The organism is Halalkalicoccus subterraneus (assembly GCF_003697815.1).
Classification (GTDB): Archaea; Halobacteriota; Halobacteria; order Halobacteriales; family Halalkalicoccaceae; genus Halalkalicoccus; species Halalkalicoccus subterraneus.
Window position 1 is genome coordinate 1 of record NZ_RDQG01000017.1, and the last position, 17,685, is coordinate 17,685.

Sequence of the window (17,685 nt, forward strand, 5' to 3'; positions counted from 1 at the left end):
CTCGGCGAGCTCGGCATCGGGATGAACCGCGACATCGACCGGTTCACGTACAACATGCTGTTCGACGAGAAGATGGGCGACACCGTTCACATGGCCGTGGGTATGGCCTACGACGACTGTGTCGGCGAGGAAGGTGAGAAAAACGAGAGCGCGGTCCACGTCGACATGATCGTCGACATGAGCGAGGACTCCCGGATCGAGGTCGACGGCGAAGTCGTCCAGCGCGACGGCACCTTCCGGTTCGAGGAAAGCGAGACCTGAACGGCTCGATCGCCTCGAACGCGACCGGCGTGGCCGTGAGTACGGTTTCGAGCGATAACGCCGAGGTCGCGTCGGCCCGTCGACTTTATTTCATGATCCTTGGGATGTCAGACACATGTGTGTTTATAGTTACCAATCTACTATTGTCACCGATGGACGTTCACGACCGCGTTTCGGGACTTCAGCTGGATCGGGGACCGGTCGATCTCGTGCGGGCAGCGGTGCGATCCGCCCACAACCGCGCGAGTGACGCCTACCGGGCGGTTCGAGGAGGGCGCATCGTCACGGTGGCGGGCGTGTCCGTCCGCTTTCGGCTCACCGGTCGCGACGACGCGCGATTCCTCCGGCGCTTTCTCGACATCGAGGGAACGATGCTCGCCGATCTGCTTCGCGAACTCCGCGCGGATGACGTCTTCTGGGACGTCGGTGCGGCCGGGGGGTTTTACACCTGCTTCGCGAGCGCGATGCTCGATGACGACAGCGTGATCGCCTTCGAACCGAATCCGGACGTTAGGGCGGTCCTTCACCGACGCCTCGACGGCCGCGAGGCCGATCCGCGGGTGTTCGAGTGCGCTCTTGCGGACGCGGCGGGAACGCGATCGCTCGACAACCCCCGTCGCGAGCGGGGACGTTGGCAGGGAACTCCCTCGCTCTCGACGGACCCCGGGGCGGCTCCCGGCGCGGAAGCCGTCGAGATCGAGACTCGGACCGGGGACGATCTCGCCGCGGACGGAGTTCCACGGCCGACCGTCGTGAAGATCGACGTGGAGGGTGCTGAGCCGCTAGTGATCGAGGGACTCTCCGAGACGCTGGCTCGTGAGGACTGCCGGCTGGTCTACTGCGAGGTCCACCGCGAGAGCGGTCGTCGTCGCTCGCCCGCCGACTACGGTTCCTCCCCCGAAGCCGTCGAGGGGGCGCTCGTGGAACTCGGCTTCGACATCGAACGTCTCGAGGACCGGGGCGGCGAGTACCTGCTCAAAGCGACCAAACGCTGATCAGGCGAGTTCGAGCTCTCGGAGTACGTCCGCCAGCACGTGCGCTGCGAGGTTGACCGCGCTCACGCGGGCGAGCGGGCGACTGACCGGACGGAGCAGTCGGACGAGCGCGCCCCCGATGAGGACGTGACTCGCGAGCCGTTCGAGCCTGATGGTCACGTCCGGAAACACCGACTCCTGATCGGTAAACGCCCGGACGGGGTCGTGGACCGCCCCCACGAGGTGCGACCACCCGCCGGTTTTCACCCGGGCGATGAGGAAGTGATCGAGGTCGACGAAGACGCTGAGAAACAGGCCGTACGTCCAGAGCGCGAGTTTCGCGGGCGGCGAGCGACCGCGTGCGACGACCGGAACGGAGAGCGCGCCACAGAGCGCCCCGATCGCGGCGTGTTCGTGCGAGTACATTCCTATAGTTTAGTAAACTCGAATGTATAATCCGGTGCTTACACGGTAGCTAACAGTATAATTTCTACACAGACTGATTTGTAAAAATTGCGATAAGCATGATCTGTTTCTGTAGATTAGCTGTTCTCATCTGGGCTAAAAACCCCTGGACTATTTGATATCAAGACGTATGATGCTGTACAAACGCACAATCCAAATAGATACCATATAATAATACTTGGACTATAATACATTGATAACTCGAATTCATCACCGGACATAATTGGAACCCAAAATAACACACTAAGACCTAATCCGACAGCACAGACGATCATCATTCTGGCAGTTTCGTTCATCCGGAGATCACTTCCCGTTTCGTATACAGTACCCACATAATATAGATGAAAAACGCTACAGAGATGACTTCGAAATAAACTCTCAAACCTAAGCCAGATGATGTAATATTCGTACGAATCACAAATAATACTGTAATAACTCCACTATATATTATAGAAGGAATAACGAGATACCTTAGTATTGCATTTGTTCTTTGTTTCCCATCAGATTGAGCTTTTGAATCGTACAATTCTACCATCTTATCTGTATTATAACTAATTTCACATATAAATTACTATCCAATAACTAATCTCATTTAATATTATTTCATACTACAATAAAACTATCCATATTTAAAAAGGAATAGTCGCTACATATGTATCTATAGCTACCGAATCGAGCAGTCAAGTTTCACACCCGGTTCTGGATACCGGACTCGTATCACCGACTACTGGTACGCGATAGACCTCGAATGCGTTCACCAGGGTTCGTGCTTGAACCCGAAGAGATAGGCGAGCACGTTCGTGACGACGTGGAGGATCGGCGTGAGGACGAAGACGACGATCAGAAGCGGGAGGGTGAAGACGGCGACGAGCCACTCGAAGGCGACGATCGCCGTCAGAACGAGCGCGCTCACGGCGAAATCCAGCTGGTCGACGCCGGGAAGCGGCGCGCCGCGGTTCCGTCCCAGACGGCGCTTGACGAACGAGGCGATCATGTCCCCGAGCATCGCGCCGAGCGGCAGGGTGATCATGGCCACCAGCGGGAAGGTCGGCACCGACACGCCGAGCGCCTCGACGGCCGTGGGTCGCAGGACGTTGAGCAGATAGGCGATTCCGATCCCGACGAGCGTGCCGACGAGCGTCCCACGCCAGGTCTTGCCGTCGCCGAGGATCCGCCTGTCCTTCCACGTTCGCCCGCCGTCGATGGGCGCGCCGCCGCCCGCGAGGACGGCGGCGTTGTTCGGGACGTAGGCGGGCAACATCACCCAGAAGGCGACGATCAGGAGTTCGAGTGGGCCCATACCGGGTTCGAACGGCCCGGGGAGTTAATGCCCAACGGTTCGCGCCCGGGCATTCAGAGTTAAAGTCGCCGGCGACGAAGGAGGGGTATGATTCCGCCGATCGCGCGCCGATTCGTCGCCGGGGAGACCCCCGCGACCGCCCTCGAACACGTTCGTGAGTGTAACGACCGCGACATCAAAGTCGTCCTGAACCTCCTGGGGGAGCACTACGACGACCCTACGGCGGCCGATGACGACGCCCGCGCGTACGCCGCGCTGCTCTCGGATCTCGCTGACACCGACCTCGACGCCTGCATCACGATCAAACCGTCCCAGATCGGGCTTGACGTGAGCGAGGCTCGGTTCCGGGACAACCTTCGGGGGGTCGTCGACACTGCCGACGAACACGACCAGTTCGTCTGGATCGACATGGAGAATCACACCACCACCGACGCCACGCTCGACGCCTTCGAGGAGTTCGCCGAGGCTCGGGGAGGGGGGATGGGCGTCTGCTTGCAGGCGAACCTCAAACGCACCCGCGACGACATCGAGCGGTTTGCCGACGTTCCCGGGAAGATCCGGCTGGTGAAGGGCGCCTATGACGAACCGCCGGCGATCGCGTATAAGAGCAAAGAGCGGATCAACGAGGTGTATGGGGAGTACTTGGAGTACATGTTCGAGAACTACGGCGGCGGGATCGCCGTCGCCAGCCACGACCCCGTGATGATCGACCGGGCGAACGAACTGCACGAGGAACACGCCACCCCCTTCGAGATCCAGATGCTGATGGGTGTTCGTGAGGACGCCCAGGAGGAGCTCGCTCACGAGTACGAAGTCCATCAGTACGCGCCCTATGGCGGGAAGTGGCTCTCGTATTTCTACCGCAGAATGATGGAGAGAAAGGAAAACGCAGGCTTCGCGCTACGGGCGATTCTGGGCCGATGAACAACTCTTTTAGCCCGGCGGCGTAAGGGGGCTTCAATGTCGACCTGGAAGCGGGACATGGCGAGCGGGCTGGTCGTTCTCGTCCCGATCATCGTCACCATCTGGGTGGTCTACTGGCTGTTTCGCTTCATTGCGAACCTCCCGCTGACACAGACCATCGCGAACCCCGCGCTTCGCGTGTTCATCACGCTCGTCGTGTTCGTCCTCCTCGTGTTCGCCGTCGGTTACCTGATGCGTACGGCCATCGGCTCGCTGGTCGAGGCCGGTATCGACAACGTGATGAACCGCGTGCCCGGCCTCCGCGTGGTCTACAACGCCTCGAAGATGGCCGTCGAGACCGCCCTCACTGGTACCAGCGACCTTCAGGCACCGGTGAAGATCGATACGTGGAAGAACATCCGTATGACCGCGTTCAAAACGGGGCGGGAGGCCCCCGACGGCCGGAAGCTCCTCTTTTTACCCACGGCACCGAACATCACCAGCGGGTTCGTTATCGAAGTCGACGAGGAGGACGTCATCGAGACCGACGAGAACGTCGAGGAGGCGCTCACGAGGATCCTGAGTGCGGGCTTCGGCGAGCGCGACGAGACCCCCGCGGGCATCCCGATCGACGTCGTCGAGGAGAAGCGCGAGGGCGAGGAGCGCCCGGCGACCGACTGAACTACTCCACTGTGGGGTACTGGGCGTCGAGCAGTTCGCCGGCTCCGGTCTCGCTTTCGCTCCCATCCGTCGTGCCCTCGGGACTGACGCTGCCCGTCCGGTAGCCGTGCAGATCGAGCGTGACGTGTTCGAAGCCCAGATCCTCCATGTGGGCGCGCGTCGCCCGCACGAACTCGATGTCCAACGCTTCCTCTAGCTCCTCGGGCGCGATCTCGATACGGGCTAGCCCGTCGTGATCCCGGACCCGGAACTGCGAGAACCCCCAGCCACGAAGCAGGGCTTCGGCCTTGTCGACGCGGGTCAGGCGTTCCTCGGTGACCTCGACTCCGGTCGGAATTCGGGAGGAGAGACAGGCCATCGAGGGCTTGTCGGCCACGGAGAGCCCGTAGGAATCGGCGATTTCCCGGACCTCCTCTTTGGTGACGTCGTGTTCGAGGAGCGGCGAGCGGGCGTCGAGTTCCGCGACCGCCTGCAGGCCCGGACGATGCCCCTCGCCGGAGTCGGAGGCGTTGGTGCCGTCGCACACGACCGGAATCCCGAGTTCCTCGGCCCGTTCGAACATCTTCCCCAACCGCATGGATCGACAGTGATAGCAGCGGTCGCCGTCGTTCTTCACGAACTCGGGGTCGTCGAGCTCGGAGAACTCGACGATCTCGTGGCGGATACCGATCTCCCCTGCGACCCGCTTCGCGTCGTCGAGTTCCGCCTCGGGTAGCGTCTCGCTTCTGGCGGTACACGCGACCGCGGCCTCGCCCAGCGCGTCGTGGGCGATGGCGGCGACGGCGCTCGAATCGACTCCCCCGGAGAAGGCGACGAGCACCCCCTCTTCCGTGGCGAGGTCCGCGCGGGCGGCGGCCAGTTTCTCCTCTGCGGACATACACGCGGTTGCGCGCCCGCGGACAAAAGCCGTGCGGGTCGACCGCTTCGGCGCTATACCGATCCACCCGTCCGATAATAACAGCATAAATAACTATAGTGGCGGTGTAGGCCGCGCATGAACGGGATATCGTCATGTATCCAACAGGTGGCCGGTGGGGAGCGGACGCTGTCGGTCTCCAACGCCGCGACGGACGAGCTCTCGGCGCTTCGCTCGCACTTCGAACTCCGAAACGTGCCCGTCGAAGGGACGACTTCCGACCTGCCCGGTGGTCTGTGCGTCCTCCACGACGACGAGCGCGTGCTCGCGGCGAGCCCGCTCGCCGAGGTCATCCGCGCGGTTGGGTTCGACCCCGCGGCGTTCGAACCGGGCTTCGAGCACGAACGGCCCGACGTACTCGAGCACGTGGAGACGACCACGTTCGTCTCCTACGACAAACGTCGGATGATCCTCGCCTCCCGCGAGGTCGAAGAGCGGGCATGGCGTGCGGGCGGCGGCCGGCTCTACGCTGGCTTCCAGTGCCTCTCCAGACTGCGCGCCCAATGGCCGATCTACGAAACGCTCACTCGAACCGTCGACGTGCGCGTCTACGGGTTGCGTGATTGGGAGCCTCCGGGCGATGTCGCGGTCGATGACGCCGACGACGAGGAAATCAGGAACTCGTGGTTCGTCGTCTACGACGGCAATGGGGCGGACGAACGGAAAGCCGCCCTCGTGGCCGAGGAGGTCGATTCGGGCGAGTTCACGGGCTTTTGGACTTACGAGACGGAAATCGTCGACGACCTCTTGGACTACCTCCCCGAGCGAGCTCCGGTCTGATCGCTTTGTCGTCCGCGGCCGGGACGTTTTTGCGTTCGCGCCGGTACTGGGCCTACTGATGGAGTTCGAGTCGATCCCCGGCGTGGGCGCGAAGACTGCAAGCGCGCTCGCCGAGGTCGAGGACGCCGAACGCGCGCTCCGCGAGGGCGACGTCGCCCGGCTCGCGAGCGCGCCGGGGATCAGCCAGGGCCGGGCCGCCCGAATCGCTCGCGGCGTCATCCGGCACGAACACGGCGATTCGAGTCGGCTGCTGCGAACCGATCGCGCCCGCGAGATCCACGGGGAGCTACTGACGCTGCTCCAGGAGCGGGCGGTCACTTCCTACGGAAAACGCCGGCTCGAAACGTTCTACCCGAGCGGAACTCCCTCGCGTATCGAGGAGGTACAGGCCTTCTCGCGGGGCGCGGCCGAGCGCGAGCCCGACCCCGACGTGCGCGAGGCACTATCGGGGGTCGCGCCGCTTTCGGCTTCCCGCGAGGTCCGGGTCCGCGATCGTTGTCTGGTGACCAGTGACGCCGAGACGTTGGCGGAGGCCCGCGAGGCGATGCCCGAACTCGCCGTGGAAGTGTGCGAGGACGCCCGCGGACTCGCGGAGCTCGCGCGGGGATACTCGACGGTGATCGCGCTCGACGAGGCCTTTACCGGCGTGGAGATCGAGGGCGACGTCCAGGTCAGACCCGACGCCCTGACGAAGCCCGCCGAGACGGTTCCCGAACGAACCCTCTCGTTTTTCGCCGCGAACCGTGAGTCGATCCGGGCGGCGATTGTGGTCCACCGTGTCGCCGACATGGACTCGCCCTGCGACCTCGACTCCCTCGACGACGCCCTTTCCAGACTGGGTCCCGACGGCGAGGTGCACGACGACGCCGAACTCGACCGTCTCTCGCGGGCGGTTTCGGACCTCGACGCGAGCGTTCACACCGCCGAAAGCGTCGCCAACGACTCACTCAGAACGGCGATCGAGGAGCGCGACGTCACCATCGAGGGGACCGACTTGCTCTCGCTCGCAGAACGGGGTGCGGGGATCGACTCGCTGCTTTCGCGCGAACTCGCCGACGAGTACGACGCCGCCGTGGAGGCGGCCCGCGAGCACCTGACCGACGCGCTCGCGCTCGATTCGGGCGAGAGCGAGATCGCCCGCAACGGCTTCCCCGAGGAGCCGACGTTCCCGGTCGAGCACGACGAAAACGTCGTCTCGCGCCTGCGTGAGGAGCTGGTCGCGACGAAGGAGCGCCGAGCGGTACGCGGAAAGCGTGAACTCGCCGCCGAACTCGCCGAGTTCCGTGAACCGACCGAGGCGTTGGTCCGTGCCGCGCTCGATCTCGACGTCGAGCTCGCGATCGCACGATTCTCCCGCGACTTCGGCTGTACGATGCCCGCGTTCGCGGAGGGGAACGAAGCGGGAATCGAGATCGAGGGCGGACGCTCGCCACTGCTTTCGGAACCCTTCGACGAGATCGAGCCGGTCGATTACTCCGTGGCGGGCGTAACGCTACTTTCGGGGGTCAACAGCGGCGGGAAGACCTCGACGCTGGACTTGGTCTGCGCCGTTGTAATCCTCGCCCAGATGGGGCTTCCGGTCCCGGCCGACCACGTCCGCCTTCGCCGGTTCTCGGAGGTTCACTACCACGCTAAGACCCAGGGAACGCTCGATGCGGGGGCGTTCGAAGGAACAGTACGGGAGTTCGCCGACCTCGCTTCGGGCGGCGAAGGCCGGCTCGTACTCGTCGACGAACTCGAAAGCATCACCGAACCGGGCGCGAGCGCGAAGATCATCGCCGGCATCCTCGAAGCGCTCACCGAGACCGACACCACGGCGGTCTTCGTCTCCCACCTCGCCCGCGAGATCCGGGCGGCCGCCGACTGCGAGCTCCGGGTCGACGGGATCGAAGCGGTCGGGTTGGAGGACGGCGAGCTGGTGGTGAACCGCTCGCCGGTCAGGAACCACCTCGCGCGCTCGACGCCCGAACTGATCGTCGAGAAACTCGCCGGCGAGGAGGGGGCGGCGATTTATGACCGCCTGCTCGAGAAGTTCGAGTCATGAACCGCGAGGGCACCCTCTACGAACTCACCCACTTCGTCGCCGTCGTCGCCATTGCCTATCTCACGCTGTTCGTCGCTCGAATCGCCGGCGTCACCGCACTGTGGATGGAACTGGTGGTCACCCTCCTCGTCGGCGTGGGGTACGTGCTGGCCGTGCTGTATCTCGATCTCGCGCCGCCGTCGTGGCGCGGGAACCGATCCCGGCGAACGATTAAGTAGGCGGCGAGCGTGGTGAAAGTGATGGTCGACGACCCCGAGGGGGGGATGCTCTCGTGGGACGAGTCCGTCTTTCGGGACGAGCGCGTCTTCGAGATCGACTACCTCCCCGAGACGTTCAAGCACCGCGAGAGCCAACTGCAGAGCCTGCAGTACGCCCTCCGTCCCGCCGTACGGGGCTCCCGGCCGCTGAACGCGCTGGTCCAGGGCCCGCCGGGCACCGGCAAGACCACCGCAGTTCAGAAGCTGTTCGGCGAACTTTCGGGTCGCTCGGGTGTTCGCACGGTTCGGGTCAACTGTCAGGTCGATTCGACGCGCTATGCGGTGTTCTCGCGGCTGTTCGAGGGCATCTTCGAGTACGAACCGCCATCAAGCGGCGTCTCCTTTAAGAAGCTGTTTGGCCAGGTCGCAGACCGGCTGGTCGAGGAAGACGAGGTGCTCGTGGTCGCGCTCGACGACGTGAACTACCTCTTCTACGAGAACGAGGCCAGCGACACGCTCTACTCACTGTTGCGTGCCCACGAGGCACACGCCGGCGCACGGATCGGCGTGGTCGTCATTTCCTCGGACCTCTCGCTCGACACCATCGAGGAACTCGACTCCAGGGTTCAAAGCGTCTTTCGCCCCGAGGAGGTCTACTTTCCGGTGTATGACGCCGGCGAGATCGTCGACATCCTCCGCGAGCGCGTCGAGCGTGGCTTTCACGACGGCGTCGTTTCTCCCCCCGTCCTCGACCGGGTCGCCGACTTCACCGCCGAGAGCGGCGACCTTCGGGTCGGGATCGACCTGCTTCGACGGGCAGGGCTGAACGCGGAGATGCGCGCGAGTCACACTATCACGACCGAGGACGTCGAGGGGGCCTCCGAGCAGTCGAAGTACGTCCACCTCTCGCGTAGCCTCCGGGGGCTGGCCGACAGCGAGGCGGCACTCGTGCGCGTGCTGGTCGATCACGACGGCGAGCAGGCCGGCGACGTCTACGAGGCCTTCGCCGTGGAGACCGATCTTGGCTACACCCGCTATTCGGAGATCGTCAACAAACTCGACCAACTGGGGATCGTCGAGACCTCCTATGACGGCATGGAGGGACGGGGTCGCTCCCGGCAGCTCTCGCTCGCGTACGACCCCGATGCGATTCTCGACCGGCTCGACTGACTCACTCCTCGTCGGTCTCCTCCGAGCCGGGGAGGCGATCCCCGCCGGCGCCCGCCCCCTTCGCGTCCATCGGTTCGGCCGTCTCCGAGGCGTGCGAGCCGGTGGCGTCGCGTGCCGCCTCGTCCCCGCGGTAGCGCCACGTCCCGTCCTCGCGCTCGACGCCCGGGAGCTCCGCGAGGGCGTCGCTCACGCGGTCGTACCACTTCTCGGCCGATCCGAACCCGGCGGGGTGGTCCTCGTGGAGGGCGGCGATCCGCTCCTCATCGGCCTCGCCCTCGTCGGCGAGGAGGGCGAACGCGGCGTGGACGGCCGCGCGTTCATCTCCATCGAGATCGAGCGACTCGAGGGCGTGTTTCGCGTCGCCGTAGGGCGCGTCGTCGTCGGGGCCGTGGCGGCCGTCGACGCTGGGGTCGTCGAGGCCCGGTCGGCCCGCGTACCGCCACGCCTCCTCACCCGGCTCGATCTCGGGGAGCGCGGCGAGCCCCCCGCGGGCGAACCCCTCCCACCACGCCTTCGAGGAGTCGTAGCCTGCCGGCTGCTCGCTGTAGAGGGCGTCGCGGATCTCGTGGGGCGTCGCCTCGCCCCAGTACGAGAGGAAGGCGAACGCACCCCGGAGCGCCGCCGCCCGGTCGGGCGGATGATCGGCCCGGTCGAGGGCGGCCTCGACCTCGTCGGGGACGTCGATCCGGTCGTCCGCGCTCGCGTCGCCGGGGGCCTCGATCACCCGCCGGCCGCTGTCGGTGAGCTCGTAGCCGTCCTCGCTTCCGACGACCAGCCCGCTCTCGGCGAGCGCGTCGAGCCGGTCGGGGGCATCATTGAGATCGTCGAGCTCCGCGGCCGTCCGCGGCCCGTCGGCGAGCCGTTCGAGGACGGTCCTGTCGGTGTCGTCGAGCGTCGGAGTTCCCATACCCGGTCCGAGGGCGGCGAGCCGGTTAGCTGTTGGTGGGGTTCAGGCCGCCATCTCGCGGCAGGTCTCGGCGCACTCGCGCAGCGTCTCCGCACAGAGCTGGCAGTGGTCGTGGTCGTGCTGTTCGCACTCGTCGGCACACTCCTCGCAGGCGTCGGCACAGATCGTCGCCAGCTCGGCGTGGTAGCCCGAATCGCGCGCCATGAAGCGCGCGTGTAGCGTCGTCAGGTCCGCGACGTCCCGACACAGGCGGATGCACTCGGCCATTCCTTCGCCCTCCTCGGCACAGGCGTCCGCACACCACTCGCAGGCCTGTGCGGCGTCGAGGCAGTTGTCCAGACACTCGGCCATCTCGTCGTCGAGGTGTTCGATTTCGGTGAGCGCCATTGCACGTATAGAAACGCTCGCATCCCTTTCCGATGTTTCGCTTGCGATATCGTACCGAACGATGGGGATGACCTTACGGATCGAAAGTGCGGGCCGCCTCGGATCGGGTGGACGGAGCGTCGATGGGGAAGCGTCGGCGAAACGAGCCGGTTCTGACCGCAACGCGCGTGGTTTCGAGTCCGAAGCCCGACTGAAACGTTTTTTCTTCTGGGGTGTGACCGCCCGCCCATGAAAACCACCGGCGGAAGCGAAGACGAGAAACGACGCGCGGGCGAACGCGCCGCCGAACTCGTCGCGGACGGGACGGTCGTCGGTCTCGGCACCGGCTCAACGACGGCCCACGCGATCCGCGCGCTCGGCGAGCGGGTCGGAGATGGTCTCGATATCCGGGGGATCGCGACCTCGTATCAGTCGGCGGACCTCGCCCGCGAGGTCGGCGTCCCCCTGACGACGCTCGACGACGCCGCCCCCGACCTCGCCATCGACGGCGCGGATCGGGTCGCGGGCTTCGACCTGATCAAGGGCGGCGGGGCGGCCCATGCCCGCGAGAAACTGGTCGCGAGCGCCGCCGACCGGTTCGTCGTGGTCGTCGATCCCTCGAAGGAGTGCGACTCCCTCGACGGCTCGGTTCCCGTCGAGGTCCTGCCGTCGGCCCGGACGCCGGTTTCGAGGACGATCGAAGCGCTGGGCGGCGACCCGACCCTTCGGGCGGCCGAGCGAAAGGACGGACCCGTCGTCACCGACAACGGCAACCTCGTGCTCGACTGCGGGTTCGACCGGATCGAGGAGCCCGGCGGGCTGGCCGACGAGCTCTCGGGGGTTCCGGGGATCGTCGAGCACGGCCTGTTCGTCGGACTGGCCGACGCGGTGATCGTCGGGACCGAAGCCGGCGTCGAGAAGCGCGAGCGCAGCCGCTGATCGGCGCGAAAAAACGAGAAGGGCTCGGAAACCGAGTTACAGGTCGCGGGGCTGGACCGTCTTCCGGTCGTTGTCCTCTGCGCGTCGCGCCGCATCGTCGAGGAGCTCCTCGACTTCCTCGTCGAGCGCGTCGTAGAAGTCGGAGGAGACGTTGTGGTCGGACAGTGCTTCCTTTACGGCGGCTTTGACGATCAGGTCTGCCATACGGACGCCCTTTTTCCGGCCGCCTTTATAAGCTTTCGTAAATCGACCCGTTTCGAAGGCGACGAATAGGAATAGCTGGGTGTCTACCTCTCGAATATGGAACTTCACGATATTCTTGAACGAGTTTCAGACGGTGAATTAAGCCCGCAGGAGGCCCAAGCCCGCCTCGCGGGATACGCGACCACCGACGCGGGCCGGTTCGATGCCGCCCGCGAGCGCCGGCGCGGCATCCCCGAGGCGATCTTCGCGCCCGGCAAGACTACCGAGGAGGTCGCGACGCTCGCCCGGACCGCCCTCGAAACCACGGGGCGGGCGATCGTCACGCGTATCGACAGCGACGAGGCCGCGACCGTCGAGGCGAGGGCCGAGGGCCAGGGAACCTACCACGAGCGGGCGCGCTGTCTCGTCGTCCGCGGCGACGGATTCGAAGCGCCCGAACTCGCCGCCGCCGTCGGGGTGGTCACCGGCGGGACCGCCGACCGCCGTCCGGCGGGCGAGGCTGCGGTGATCGTCGAGGAGATCGGTGCCGACGTCGAGCGGGTCGAGGACGTGGGTGTGGCGAGTCTCTCGCGGGTGATCGACCAGCTTCCCCGACTGCGCGAACTCGACGTGCTCGTGGTTGCCGCCGGGCGTGAGGGGGCCCTTCCGACCGTGGTCGCGGGACTCGTCTCCGCACCTGTAATTGGACTGCCGGTCTCGAGCGGCTACGGCTTCGGGGGAGACGGCGACGCCGCACTCCGGGGGATGTTGCAGTCCTGTAGCGTCCTCTCGGTCGTGAACATCGATGCGGGGTTCGTCGCGGGTACGCAGGCGGGGCTGATCGCGCGAGCCGTCGACGACGCCCGTCCGTAGTTCCGGAATACGAAACGAGAGTATCGAATTCCAAACGCTTGATTCCAGAATCGCTCCTATCTATTTTCGTTTCGGAAAGGTATCTTTCACAGAGTCGAATTCTGGTCTGATTTTGGAAAGAGTATTTATCGGGCCTTCCCATAGTGTGACTTACCGGCACAGCGGATTGCCGGATGAACGCAATGCCACACTGTGACCACTGCGACGCGCATGTCTCCGAGCGATTCGAGCGCGTGTTCGCCGACGAACGCGGGCGGATCTACGCCTGCCCGAGCTGCTCGGCGAACGCGGGAATCGCGGAAGCGGCGAGACACCGCGCGCGAAAGGCATAAGGTGCCCCCTGAGGCTACCCGAACCGTCACGTAAGTACCACGCGAAGCCTCTCCTTTCGACGATGACCCACTACGTCTACGTGCTCGAATGTGCCGACGGCAGCCTCTATACGGGCTACACAACCGACGTCGAGCGACGGCTCGCCGAACACGACGCGGGCAAGGGCGCGAAGTACACCAGCGGGCGGACGCCCGTTTCCCTCCAGTATACGGAGTCCTTCGAGAGTCGGTCGGCGGCGATGAAACGGGAGTACGCGATCAAACAGCTCTCGCGGGCCGAAAAGGAGCGACTGATCGACTACTGAACCGTGTGTTCAGTGATCGGCTCGGGGTCGATGAAGGCGTACTCGACCGCCTGGCGGCCGAGTTTGCGGACCCGTTCTTCGAGGGCTTCATCGACGAACTCGCCGTCGGCGTCGAACTGATCGCTCGCGTTGCGGATGCCGACCTGGTGGGGGAGCGTCCAGCCGTGCACCGCCCGGACGACCGCCCGGAGGTGTTCGAGGGTCGGGCCGAAGGTCCCCCCGCCCGCGACCGCGAGCAGCCCTGTCGTAGTGTCCTCGAACTCGTCGAACCCGCAGTAATCGAGCGCGTTTTTCAGTGCCGCCGAGAAGGTCCCATGATAGACGGGCGTCCCCAGCAGGACCGCGTCGGCCTCGCGGATCTCGTGCATGAGCCGTTCGGCATCGGCGGTGGTTTCGGTGTCGGGATCGTACACCGGCAGGTCGTACTCGCGCAGATCGAGCAGCTCGGTCGATGCGCCGGCCGCGCGGGCGGCAGCAAGCGCGTGTTCGAGCCCGAGGCGGGTGTAACTGCCGTCCCGGAGGCTACCACAGACCGCGACGACGCGTGGGGAGTCCATACGTGAACTGGGGGGCCAGCGGGGAAAACCGCACCGAAGACCCGCCGATTTTTCTCCCCCGGTCGTGATTAGCCCGCATGGACGCGATCAACTTCGGGACCGACGGCTGGCGGGCGACGCTCGACACGTTCACCACCCCTCGGGTGCGAATGGTCGGCCAGGCAGTCGCCACGTATCTCGACGAGGAGGGCTTCGATGCTCCGGTCGCGGTCTGTTACGACGCCCGCGAAAGCTCCCCCGGGTTCGCCGAGGAGCTCGCGCGCGTGCTCTGTGTCAACGGCTTCGACGTAGTGATGCCCGAGCGCGACCGCCCCACGCCGCTGCTCTCGTGGGCGATCGTCGACCGGGGCCTCGCGGGCGGGCTGATGCTCACTGCCTCGCACAACCCGCCCGAATACAACGGCGTGAAGTTCATCCCGAGCGACGGCTCGCCCGCCCTCCCCGAGATCACCGAAACCATCGAGGCGAACCTCGCCGAGCCCGAGCCCCTACCCGAAGACGAGTGGGGCTCGGTCCGGAAGGTCGACTTCGTCACGCCCCACGCCGATCACGCGCTCGACCTGGTGGATGCGGATCTCGATCTTCCGGTCGCCTACGACGCCATCCACGGCAGCGGGCGCGGGGTCACCGACAGCCTGCTGAAACGTGCGGGTGCTGACCTCACTCGCCTGCGCTGTGACGACGACCCGACGTTCGGCGGCGTCTCGCCCGAACCCACCCGCGAGAACCTCACGGAGCTGATCGAGCGCGTGACGGAGGGTGAGGCCGAGTTGGGCGTCGCGAACGACGGCGACGCCGACCGGATCGCGGTCGTCACGCCCGAACGCGGCCCCCTCAACGCGAACCTGCTCTACGCGGCGCTCTACGACTACCTGCTCGAGACCGACTCGGGACCGGCCGTTAGAACGGTGTCGACCACCTTCCTCGTCGACCGGATCGCGGAGGCCCACGGCGAGGAGGCTATCGAAGTGCCCGTCGGATTCAAGTGGGTCGCCGAGGCGATGGGCGAGCACGACGCGCTGATGGGTGGCGAGGAGTCGGGCGGGTTCAGTATGAGGGGACACGTCCGCGAGAAGGACGGCGTCCTGGTCGCGCTGCTCGCCGCGATGGCCCATTCCGAAGAGCCGCTCGACGACCGGGTGGATCGCCTGCTCGCCGACCACGGCGAGATCCACCAGAGCCGGATCAGCGTCGACTGTCCCGACGACGAGAAGGACTCGACCCTCGACGCCCTTTCCGAGCGGATCCCGGAGTCCGTCGCCGGCGAGCGCGTCGAGGACGTCAACACCGCCGACGGGTTCAAACTCCTGCTCGAAAGCGGGGCGTGGCTGCTCGTCCGTCCCAGCGGCACGGAACCCAAACTACGGGTCTACGCCGAGGCCGAACGTGAGGACCGGGTCGAGGCCCTCCTCGAAGACGGCCGAACACTGGTCACCGAGGCCCGTTGAGTTCCCCCTGAAAGCGGTTCTCACCCACCCGATCGATCTCGAACCCGAGCGCCTCGTAGAACGGGCACACGTCGGGACGAAAATCGGCGACGAGCGAGCCTACGACCCGCTCGGCGGCCGCCCCGACCAGCGCCGACCCGATCCCGTTCCCCCGGTGGGTTCGGGTCACCGCGATTCCCTTGATCCGAGTGCCGTCGAGGACCAGTACGCCCCGGACGTGGCCGTCCCCGACTGCGACCAACACGTCCTCCCGCTGTATGGCGGCGCGCACCTCCTTCGGTTCGACTTCCAGCAGTGCACCCTCCAGTATCCGCATGCAGGTCTCGAACTCCTCCTCTCGGGCCTCGCGGATCATCCCGGCTCACCCGCCCTTGATCAGCCGGAGCACCTGTACTCGCTGGGCGTTGACGGGCTGGTCCTCGGGGACGGGTCGGCCCTCGACCATCACGCTCACTTCGTGGGGGCTGAGATCGAGTTCCGCCAGCAGGTCGCAGTAGGTGGGGTCGGGGAGGCTGAGGTCATGGGTGTCCTCGCCGACGACCTCGACGGTGACGTTCATGGCGTGTCTACCGCCGCGAGGGGTTTCAGACTGTCGCGGTCGGTTCACCCTGCTCGTCCGCCTGCTCCCCGTACCGGCCGTACAGCGCGAGGACGAGCGCACCGAGTCCGAGCAACAGCACGACGAGGTCGACGAGCCCGCTGAGGAAGGGGATCAAGCCGAGGAGCGCGACGACCATCAGCCCGACGACGAGCGCGAACACTCGTTTCATTCCATGGTACTAGCTACCGATGGACAAATAGCTGGCTGATGGAGACGTCGCTCGACCGTCTCGGGGAGTTTATCACGCCCGCGGCGCGTGAATCGGGTATGAGCGAGACCGAGGGTGAGGGCGCGTCGAGGCCCGGACGCGACGAGATCTGGGTCGAGAAGTACCGTCCTCAGACGTTGGACGACGTGATCGGCCAGGAGGACATCACCAGTCGACTGGAGCGCTACGTCGAGCGCGACGACCTCCCGAACCTGTTGTTCTCGGGGTCGGCAGGGATCGGCAAGACGACGTGTGCGACCGCCATCGCCCGCGAGGTCTACGGCGACGACTGGCGGGACAACTTCCTCGAACTCAACGCCAGCGACGACCGCGGGATCGACGTCGTGAGAGGGAGGATCAAGGAGTTCGCACGCGCGAGCTTCGGCGGGTATTCCTACAGAATCATCTTCCTCGACGAGGCCGATTCCCTCACCTCGGACGCCCAGTCCGCCCTCAGGAGAACGATGGAACAGTTCTCCTCGAACACGCGGTTCATCCTCTCGTGTAACTACTCCTCGAAGATCATCGACCCGATCCAATCGCGGTGTGCGGTCTTCCGGTTCTCGTCGATCGCCGACGAGGCCGTCGGCGAGCGGATCCGGGAGATCGCTGCCAACGAGGGGATCGAGTTCACCGACGGGGGCGTCGAGGCGCTCGTCTACGCCGCCGACGGCGACATGCGCCGGGCGGTCAACTCGCTTCAGGCTGCCGCGGTCATGGGCGAGACCGTCGACGAGGAGGCGGTTTATACGATCACCGCCACCGCCCGCCCCGAGGAGATCGAGGCGATGGTCACGAGCGCCCTGGAGGGCGACTTCACGACCGCACGCGCGACCTTGGACGACCTCCTCTCGAACAAGGGGCTCTCGGGCGGCGACGTCATCGACCAACTGCACCGCTCGGTCTGGGATCTCGGTCTCAGCGACCAGAAGGCGGTGCACACCCTCGACCGGATCGGCGAGACCGATTATCGCATCACCGAGGGCGCAAACGAGCGGATCCAACTGGAGGCGTTTCTGGCCTCGCTCGCGCTCGCCGACGAGGCCTGAGAACGCTCCGTTCGTTCCGTTCTACCCGCTCGCTGGCTCTCCCGGGCCCGACGTCCCGCCGTTTCGGCCGCTTCGCCAGTGACCGGCCATCGTACCGGCTCCGGGACCGATGACGACCGCCATGGCCGCCACGTTGACGACCGGGATCAGATACAGAACGCTGACGAGGACCGACCCGAGCGCGAGCCAAGCGTTCGACGGGAGGACATATCGCCGTGTTTTCGCA

At 65.4% G+C, this 17,685-nt stretch carries 24 protein-coding genes; 14 read left to right on the forward strand and 10 right to left on the reverse strand.

Annotation, left to right across the window (positions count from 1 at the left end):
- A partial coding sequence (locus EAO80_RS04635; protein WP_162993889.1) for an aminopeptidase occupies positions 1–261 on the forward strand: 261 nt, incomplete at its 5' end.
- A gap of 152 nt (positions 262–413) precedes the next feature.
- Positions 414–1,256: an FkbM family methyltransferase gene (locus EAO80_RS04640; protein WP_162993890.1), complete on the forward strand. Its 843-nt coding sequence runs from the start codon at positions 414–416 to the stop codon at positions 1,254–1,256.
- Here EAO80_RS04640 and EAO80_RS04645 read toward each other — a convergent pair whose 3' ends face one another.
- Together EAO80_RS04645 and EAO80_RS04650 are read right to left on the reverse strand one after the other, a co-directional pair.
- Positions 1,257–1,661: a hypothetical protein gene (locus EAO80_RS04645; RefSeq protein WP_122088769.1), complete on the reverse strand. Its 405-nt coding sequence runs from the start codon at positions 1,659–1,661 to the stop codon at positions 1,257–1,259. It lies immediately after the preceding gene.
- A gap of 793 nt (positions 1,662–2,454) precedes the next feature.
- Positions 2,455–3,000 carry a CDP-2,3-bis-(O-geranylgeranyl)-sn-glycerol synthase gene (locus tag EAO80_RS04650; RefSeq protein WP_122088770.1) on the reverse strand — a complete coding sequence of 182 codons (546 nt, stop codon included), beginning with the start codon at positions 2,998–3,000 and terminating at the stop codon, positions 2,455–2,457.
- An 87-nt stretch (positions 3,001–3,087) separates the two neighbouring features.
- Between EAO80_RS04650 and EAO80_RS04655 the strand changes: the two genes are divergently transcribed.
- Both EAO80_RS04655 and EAO80_RS04660 read left to right on the forward strand, forming a co-directional pair.
- Positions 3,088–3,924, forward strand: coding sequence for a proline dehydrogenase family protein (locus EAO80_RS04655; protein ID WP_122088771.1), 837 nt, complete (start codon positions 3,088–3,090; stop codon positions 3,922–3,924).
- A 36-nt stretch (positions 3,925–3,960) separates the two neighbouring features.
- Entirely contained in the window at positions 3,961–4,584 is a 624-nt protein-coding gene (locus tag EAO80_RS04660) for a DUF502 domain-containing protein (protein WP_162993891.1), read from the forward strand.
- Position 4,585: 1 nt separating this feature from the next.
- On the opposite strand, the gene larE is transcribed toward EAO80_RS04660, so the two are convergent.
- Entirely contained in the window at positions 4,586–5,461 is an 876-nt protein-coding gene (larE, locus tag EAO80_RS04665) for an ATP-dependent sacrificial sulfur transferase LarE (protein ID WP_122088773.1), read from the reverse strand.
- 117 nt (positions 5,462–5,578) lie between these two features.
- Here larE and EAO80_RS04670 point away from each other — a divergent pair, with 117 nt between their 5' ends.
- The 4 genes from EAO80_RS04670 to EAO80_RS04685 are packed head-to-tail and all read left to right on the forward strand — an operon-like array spanning position 5,579 to position 9,691.
- Positions 5,579–6,280, forward strand: coding sequence for a DICT sensory domain-containing protein (locus EAO80_RS04670; protein ID WP_162993892.1), 702 nt, complete (start codon positions 5,579–5,581; stop codon positions 6,278–6,280).
- Positions 6,281–6,338: 58 nt separating this feature from the next.
- Complete coding sequence (locus EAO80_RS04675; protein ID WP_122088775.1) at positions 6,339–8,324, forward strand: helix-hairpin-helix domain-containing protein; 1,986 nt, start codon at positions 6,339–6,341, stop codon at positions 8,322–8,324.
- A complete protein-coding gene (locus EAO80_RS04680; RefSeq protein ID WP_122088776.1) occupies positions 8,321–8,542 on the forward strand; it encodes a hypothetical protein in 222 nt (73 codons plus the stop codon). Before EAO80_RS04675 ends, EAO80_RS04680 begins: the two co-directional genes overlap by 4 nt.
- 21 nt (positions 8,543–8,563) lie before the next feature.
- The gene (locus tag EAO80_RS04685; RefSeq protein ID WP_122088777.1) at positions 8,564–9,691 is read left to right on the forward strand and encodes an ORC1-type DNA replication protein; all 1,128 of its coding nucleotides are present in this window, start codon (positions 8,564–8,566) and stop codon (positions 9,689–9,691) included.
- 1 nt (position 9,692) lies between these two features.
- Here the strand turns inward: EAO80_RS04685 and EAO80_RS04690 are convergent, their stop codons facing one another.
- Both EAO80_RS04690 and EAO80_RS04695 read right to left on the reverse strand, forming a co-directional pair.
- Complete coding sequence (locus EAO80_RS04690; RefSeq protein WP_122088778.1) at positions 9,693–10,598, reverse strand: hypothetical protein; 906 nt, start codon at positions 10,596–10,598, stop codon at positions 9,693–9,695.
- 42 nt (positions 10,599–10,640) lie between these two features.
- On the reverse strand, positions 10,641–10,985 hold the full coding sequence (locus EAO80_RS04695) for a four-helix bundle copper-binding protein (protein WP_122088779.1): 345 nt from the start codon (positions 10,983–10,985) through the stop codon (positions 10,641–10,643).
- 228 nt (positions 10,986–11,213) lie between these two features.
- Between EAO80_RS04695 and rpiA the strand changes: the two genes are divergently transcribed.
- Positions 11,214–11,903: a ribose-5-phosphate isomerase RpiA gene (gene rpiA / locus EAO80_RS04700; RefSeq protein ID WP_122088780.1), complete on the forward strand. Its 690-nt coding sequence runs from the start codon at positions 11,214–11,216 to the stop codon at positions 11,901–11,903.
- A 36-nt stretch (positions 11,904–11,939) separates the two neighbouring features.
- Here rpiA and EAO80_RS04705 read toward each other — a convergent pair whose 3' ends face one another.
- Positions 11,940–12,107: a DUF1931 domain-containing protein gene (locus EAO80_RS04705; RefSeq protein ID WP_122088781.1), complete on the reverse strand. Its 168-nt coding sequence runs from the start codon at positions 12,105–12,107 to the stop codon at positions 11,940–11,942.
- A 96-nt stretch (positions 12,108–12,203) separates the two neighbouring features.
- Here EAO80_RS04705 and larB point away from each other — a divergent pair, with 96 nt between their 5' ends.
- From larB to EAO80_RS04715, 3 genes are all read left to right on the forward strand, one after another.
- Positions 12,204–12,959 (forward strand): nickel pincer cofactor biosynthesis protein LarB, encoded by a 756-nt coding sequence (larB, locus tag EAO80_RS04710; protein ID WP_122088782.1) that lies wholly within the window; start codon positions 12,204–12,206, stop codon positions 12,957–12,959.
- Between the two features lie 182 nt (positions 12,960–13,141).
- Positions 13,142–13,291, forward strand: a complete 150-nt coding sequence (locus EAO80_RS19500) for a DUF7563 family protein (RefSeq protein ID WP_162993893.1) — start codon at positions 13,142–13,144, stop codon at positions 13,289–13,291.
- A 62-nt stretch (positions 13,292–13,353) separates the two neighbouring features.
- Entirely contained in the window at positions 13,354–13,596 is a 243-nt protein-coding gene (locus tag EAO80_RS04715) for a GIY-YIG nuclease family protein (RefSeq protein WP_122088783.1), read from the forward strand.
- On the opposite strand, the gene EAO80_RS04720 is transcribed toward EAO80_RS04715, so the two are convergent.
- The gene (locus tag EAO80_RS04720; protein WP_122088784.1) at positions 13,590–14,153 is read right to left on the reverse strand and encodes an NADPH-dependent FMN reductase; all 564 of its coding nucleotides are present in this window, start codon (positions 14,151–14,153) and stop codon (positions 13,590–13,592) included. The genes EAO80_RS04715 and EAO80_RS04720 overlap by 7 nt on opposite strands.
- Before the next feature lie 77 nt (positions 14,154–14,230).
- Between EAO80_RS04720 and EAO80_RS04725 the strand changes: the two genes are divergently transcribed.
- Positions 14,231–15,601, forward strand: a complete 1,371-nt coding sequence (locus EAO80_RS04725; protein ID WP_122088785.1) for a phosphoglucomutase/phosphomannomutase family protein — start codon at positions 14,231–14,233, stop codon at positions 15,599–15,601.
- Here the strand turns inward: EAO80_RS04725 and EAO80_RS04730 are convergent.
- The 3 genes from EAO80_RS04730 to EAO80_RS04740 are packed head-to-tail and all read right to left on the reverse strand — an operon-like array spanning position 15,585 to position 16,371.
- Positions 15,585–15,956 carry a GNAT family N-acetyltransferase gene (locus tag EAO80_RS04730; protein WP_122088786.1) on the reverse strand — a complete coding sequence of 124 codons (372 nt, stop codon included), beginning with the start codon at positions 15,954–15,956 and terminating at the stop codon, positions 15,585–15,587. The genes EAO80_RS04725 and EAO80_RS04730 overlap by 17 nt on opposite strands.
- Before the next feature lie 6 nt (positions 15,957–15,962).
- On the reverse strand, positions 15,963–16,160 hold the full coding sequence (samp2, locus tag EAO80_RS04735) for a ubiquitin-like small modifier protein SAMP2 (RefSeq protein ID WP_122088787.1): 198 nt from the start codon (positions 16,158–16,160) through the stop codon (positions 15,963–15,965).
- A gap of 25 nt (positions 16,161–16,185) precedes the next feature.
- Entirely contained in the window at positions 16,186–16,371 is a 186-nt protein-coding gene (locus EAO80_RS04740) for a hypothetical protein (protein ID WP_122088788.1), read from the reverse strand.
- Positions 16,372–16,469: 98 nt separating this feature from the next.
- Between EAO80_RS04740 and EAO80_RS04745 the strand changes: the two genes are divergently transcribed.
- Positions 16,470–17,459 (forward strand): replication factor C small subunit, encoded by a 990-nt coding sequence (locus EAO80_RS04745; protein ID WP_122088808.1) that lies wholly within the window; start codon positions 16,470–16,472, stop codon positions 17,457–17,459.
- The last annotated feature ends 226 nt before the right edge of the window (positions 17,460–17,685 follow it).

Excerpts from the sequence above, each read along its gene's own strand:
- EAO80_RS04640 (WP_162993890.1), top strand. The coding sequence starts at position 414 with ATGGACGTTCACGACCGCGTTTCGGGACTTCAGCTGGATCGGGGACCG.
- EAO80_RS04645 (WP_122088769.1), bottom strand. The coding sequence starts at position 1,661 with ATGTACTCGCACGAACACGCCGCGATCGGGGCGCTCTGTGGCGCGCTC.
- EAO80_RS04650 (WP_122088770.1), bottom strand. The coding sequence starts at position 3,000 with ATGGGCCCACTCGAACTCCTGATCGTCGCCTTCTGGGTGATGTTGCCC.
- EAO80_RS04655 (WP_122088771.1), top strand. The coding sequence starts at position 3,088 with ATGATTCCGCCGATCGCGCGCCGATTCGTCGCCGGGGAGACCCCCGCG.
- EAO80_RS04660 (WP_162993891.1), top strand. The coding sequence starts at position 3,961 with ATGTCGACCTGGAAGCGGGACATGGCGAGCGGGCTGGTCGTTCTCGTC.
- larE (WP_122088773.1), bottom strand. The coding sequence starts at position 5,461 with ATGTCCGCAGAGGAGAAACTGGCCGCCGCCCGCGCGGACCTCGCCACG.
- EAO80_RS04670 (WP_162993892.1), top strand. The coding sequence starts at position 5,579 with ATGAACGGGATATCGTCATGTATCCAACAGGTGGCCGGTGGGGAGCGG.
- EAO80_RS04675 (WP_122088775.1), top strand. The coding sequence starts at position 6,339 with ATGGAGTTCGAGTCGATCCCCGGCGTGGGCGCGAAGACTGCAAGCGCG.
- EAO80_RS04680 (WP_122088776.1), top strand. The coding sequence starts at position 8,321 with ATGAACCGCGAGGGCACCCTCTACGAACTCACCCACTTCGTCGCCGTC.
- EAO80_RS04685 (WP_122088777.1), top strand. The coding sequence starts at position 8,564 with ATGGTCGACGACCCCGAGGGGGGGATGCTCTCGTGGGACGAGTCCGTC.
- EAO80_RS04690 (WP_122088778.1), bottom strand. The coding sequence starts at position 10,598 with ATGGGAACTCCGACGCTCGACGACACCGACAGGACCGTCCTCGAACGG.
- EAO80_RS04695 (WP_122088779.1), bottom strand. The coding sequence starts at position 10,985 with ATGGCGCTCACCGAAATCGAACACCTCGACGACGAGATGGCCGAGTGT.
- rpiA (WP_122088780.1), top strand. The coding sequence starts at position 11,214 with ATGAAAACCACCGGCGGAAGCGAAGACGAGAAACGACGCGCGGGCGAA.
- EAO80_RS04705 (WP_122088781.1), bottom strand. The coding sequence starts at position 12,107 with ATGGCAGACCTGATCGTCAAAGCCGCCGTAAAGGAAGCACTGTCCGAC.
- larB (WP_122088782.1), top strand. The coding sequence starts at position 12,204 with ATGGAACTTCACGATATTCTTGAACGAGTTTCAGACGGTGAATTAAGC.
- EAO80_RS19500 (WP_162993893.1), top strand. The coding sequence starts at position 13,142 with ATGCCACACTGTGACCACTGCGACGCGCATGTCTCCGAGCGATTCGAG.
- EAO80_RS04715 (WP_122088783.1), top strand. The coding sequence starts at position 13,354 with ATGACCCACTACGTCTACGTGCTCGAATGTGCCGACGGCAGCCTCTAT.
- EAO80_RS04720 (WP_122088784.1), bottom strand. The coding sequence starts at position 14,153 with ATGGACTCCCCACGCGTCGTCGCGGTCTGTGGTAGCCTCCGGGACGGC.
- EAO80_RS04725 (WP_122088785.1), top strand. The coding sequence starts at position 14,231 with ATGGACGCGATCAACTTCGGGACCGACGGCTGGCGGGCGACGCTCGAC.
- EAO80_RS04730 (WP_122088786.1), bottom strand. The coding sequence starts at position 15,956 with ATGATCCGCGAGGCCCGAGAGGAGGAGTTCGAGACCTGCATGCGGATA.
- samp2 (WP_122088787.1), bottom strand. The coding sequence starts at position 16,160 with ATGAACGTCACCGTCGAGGTCGTCGGCGAGGACACCCATGACCTCAGC.
- EAO80_RS04740 (WP_122088788.1), bottom strand. The coding sequence starts at position 16,371 with ATGAAACGAGTGTTCGCGCTCGTCGTCGGGCTGATGGTCGTCGCGCTC.
- EAO80_RS04745 (WP_122088808.1), top strand. The coding sequence starts at position 16,470 with ATGAGCGAGACCGAGGGTGAGGGCGCGTCGAGGCCCGGACGCGACGAG.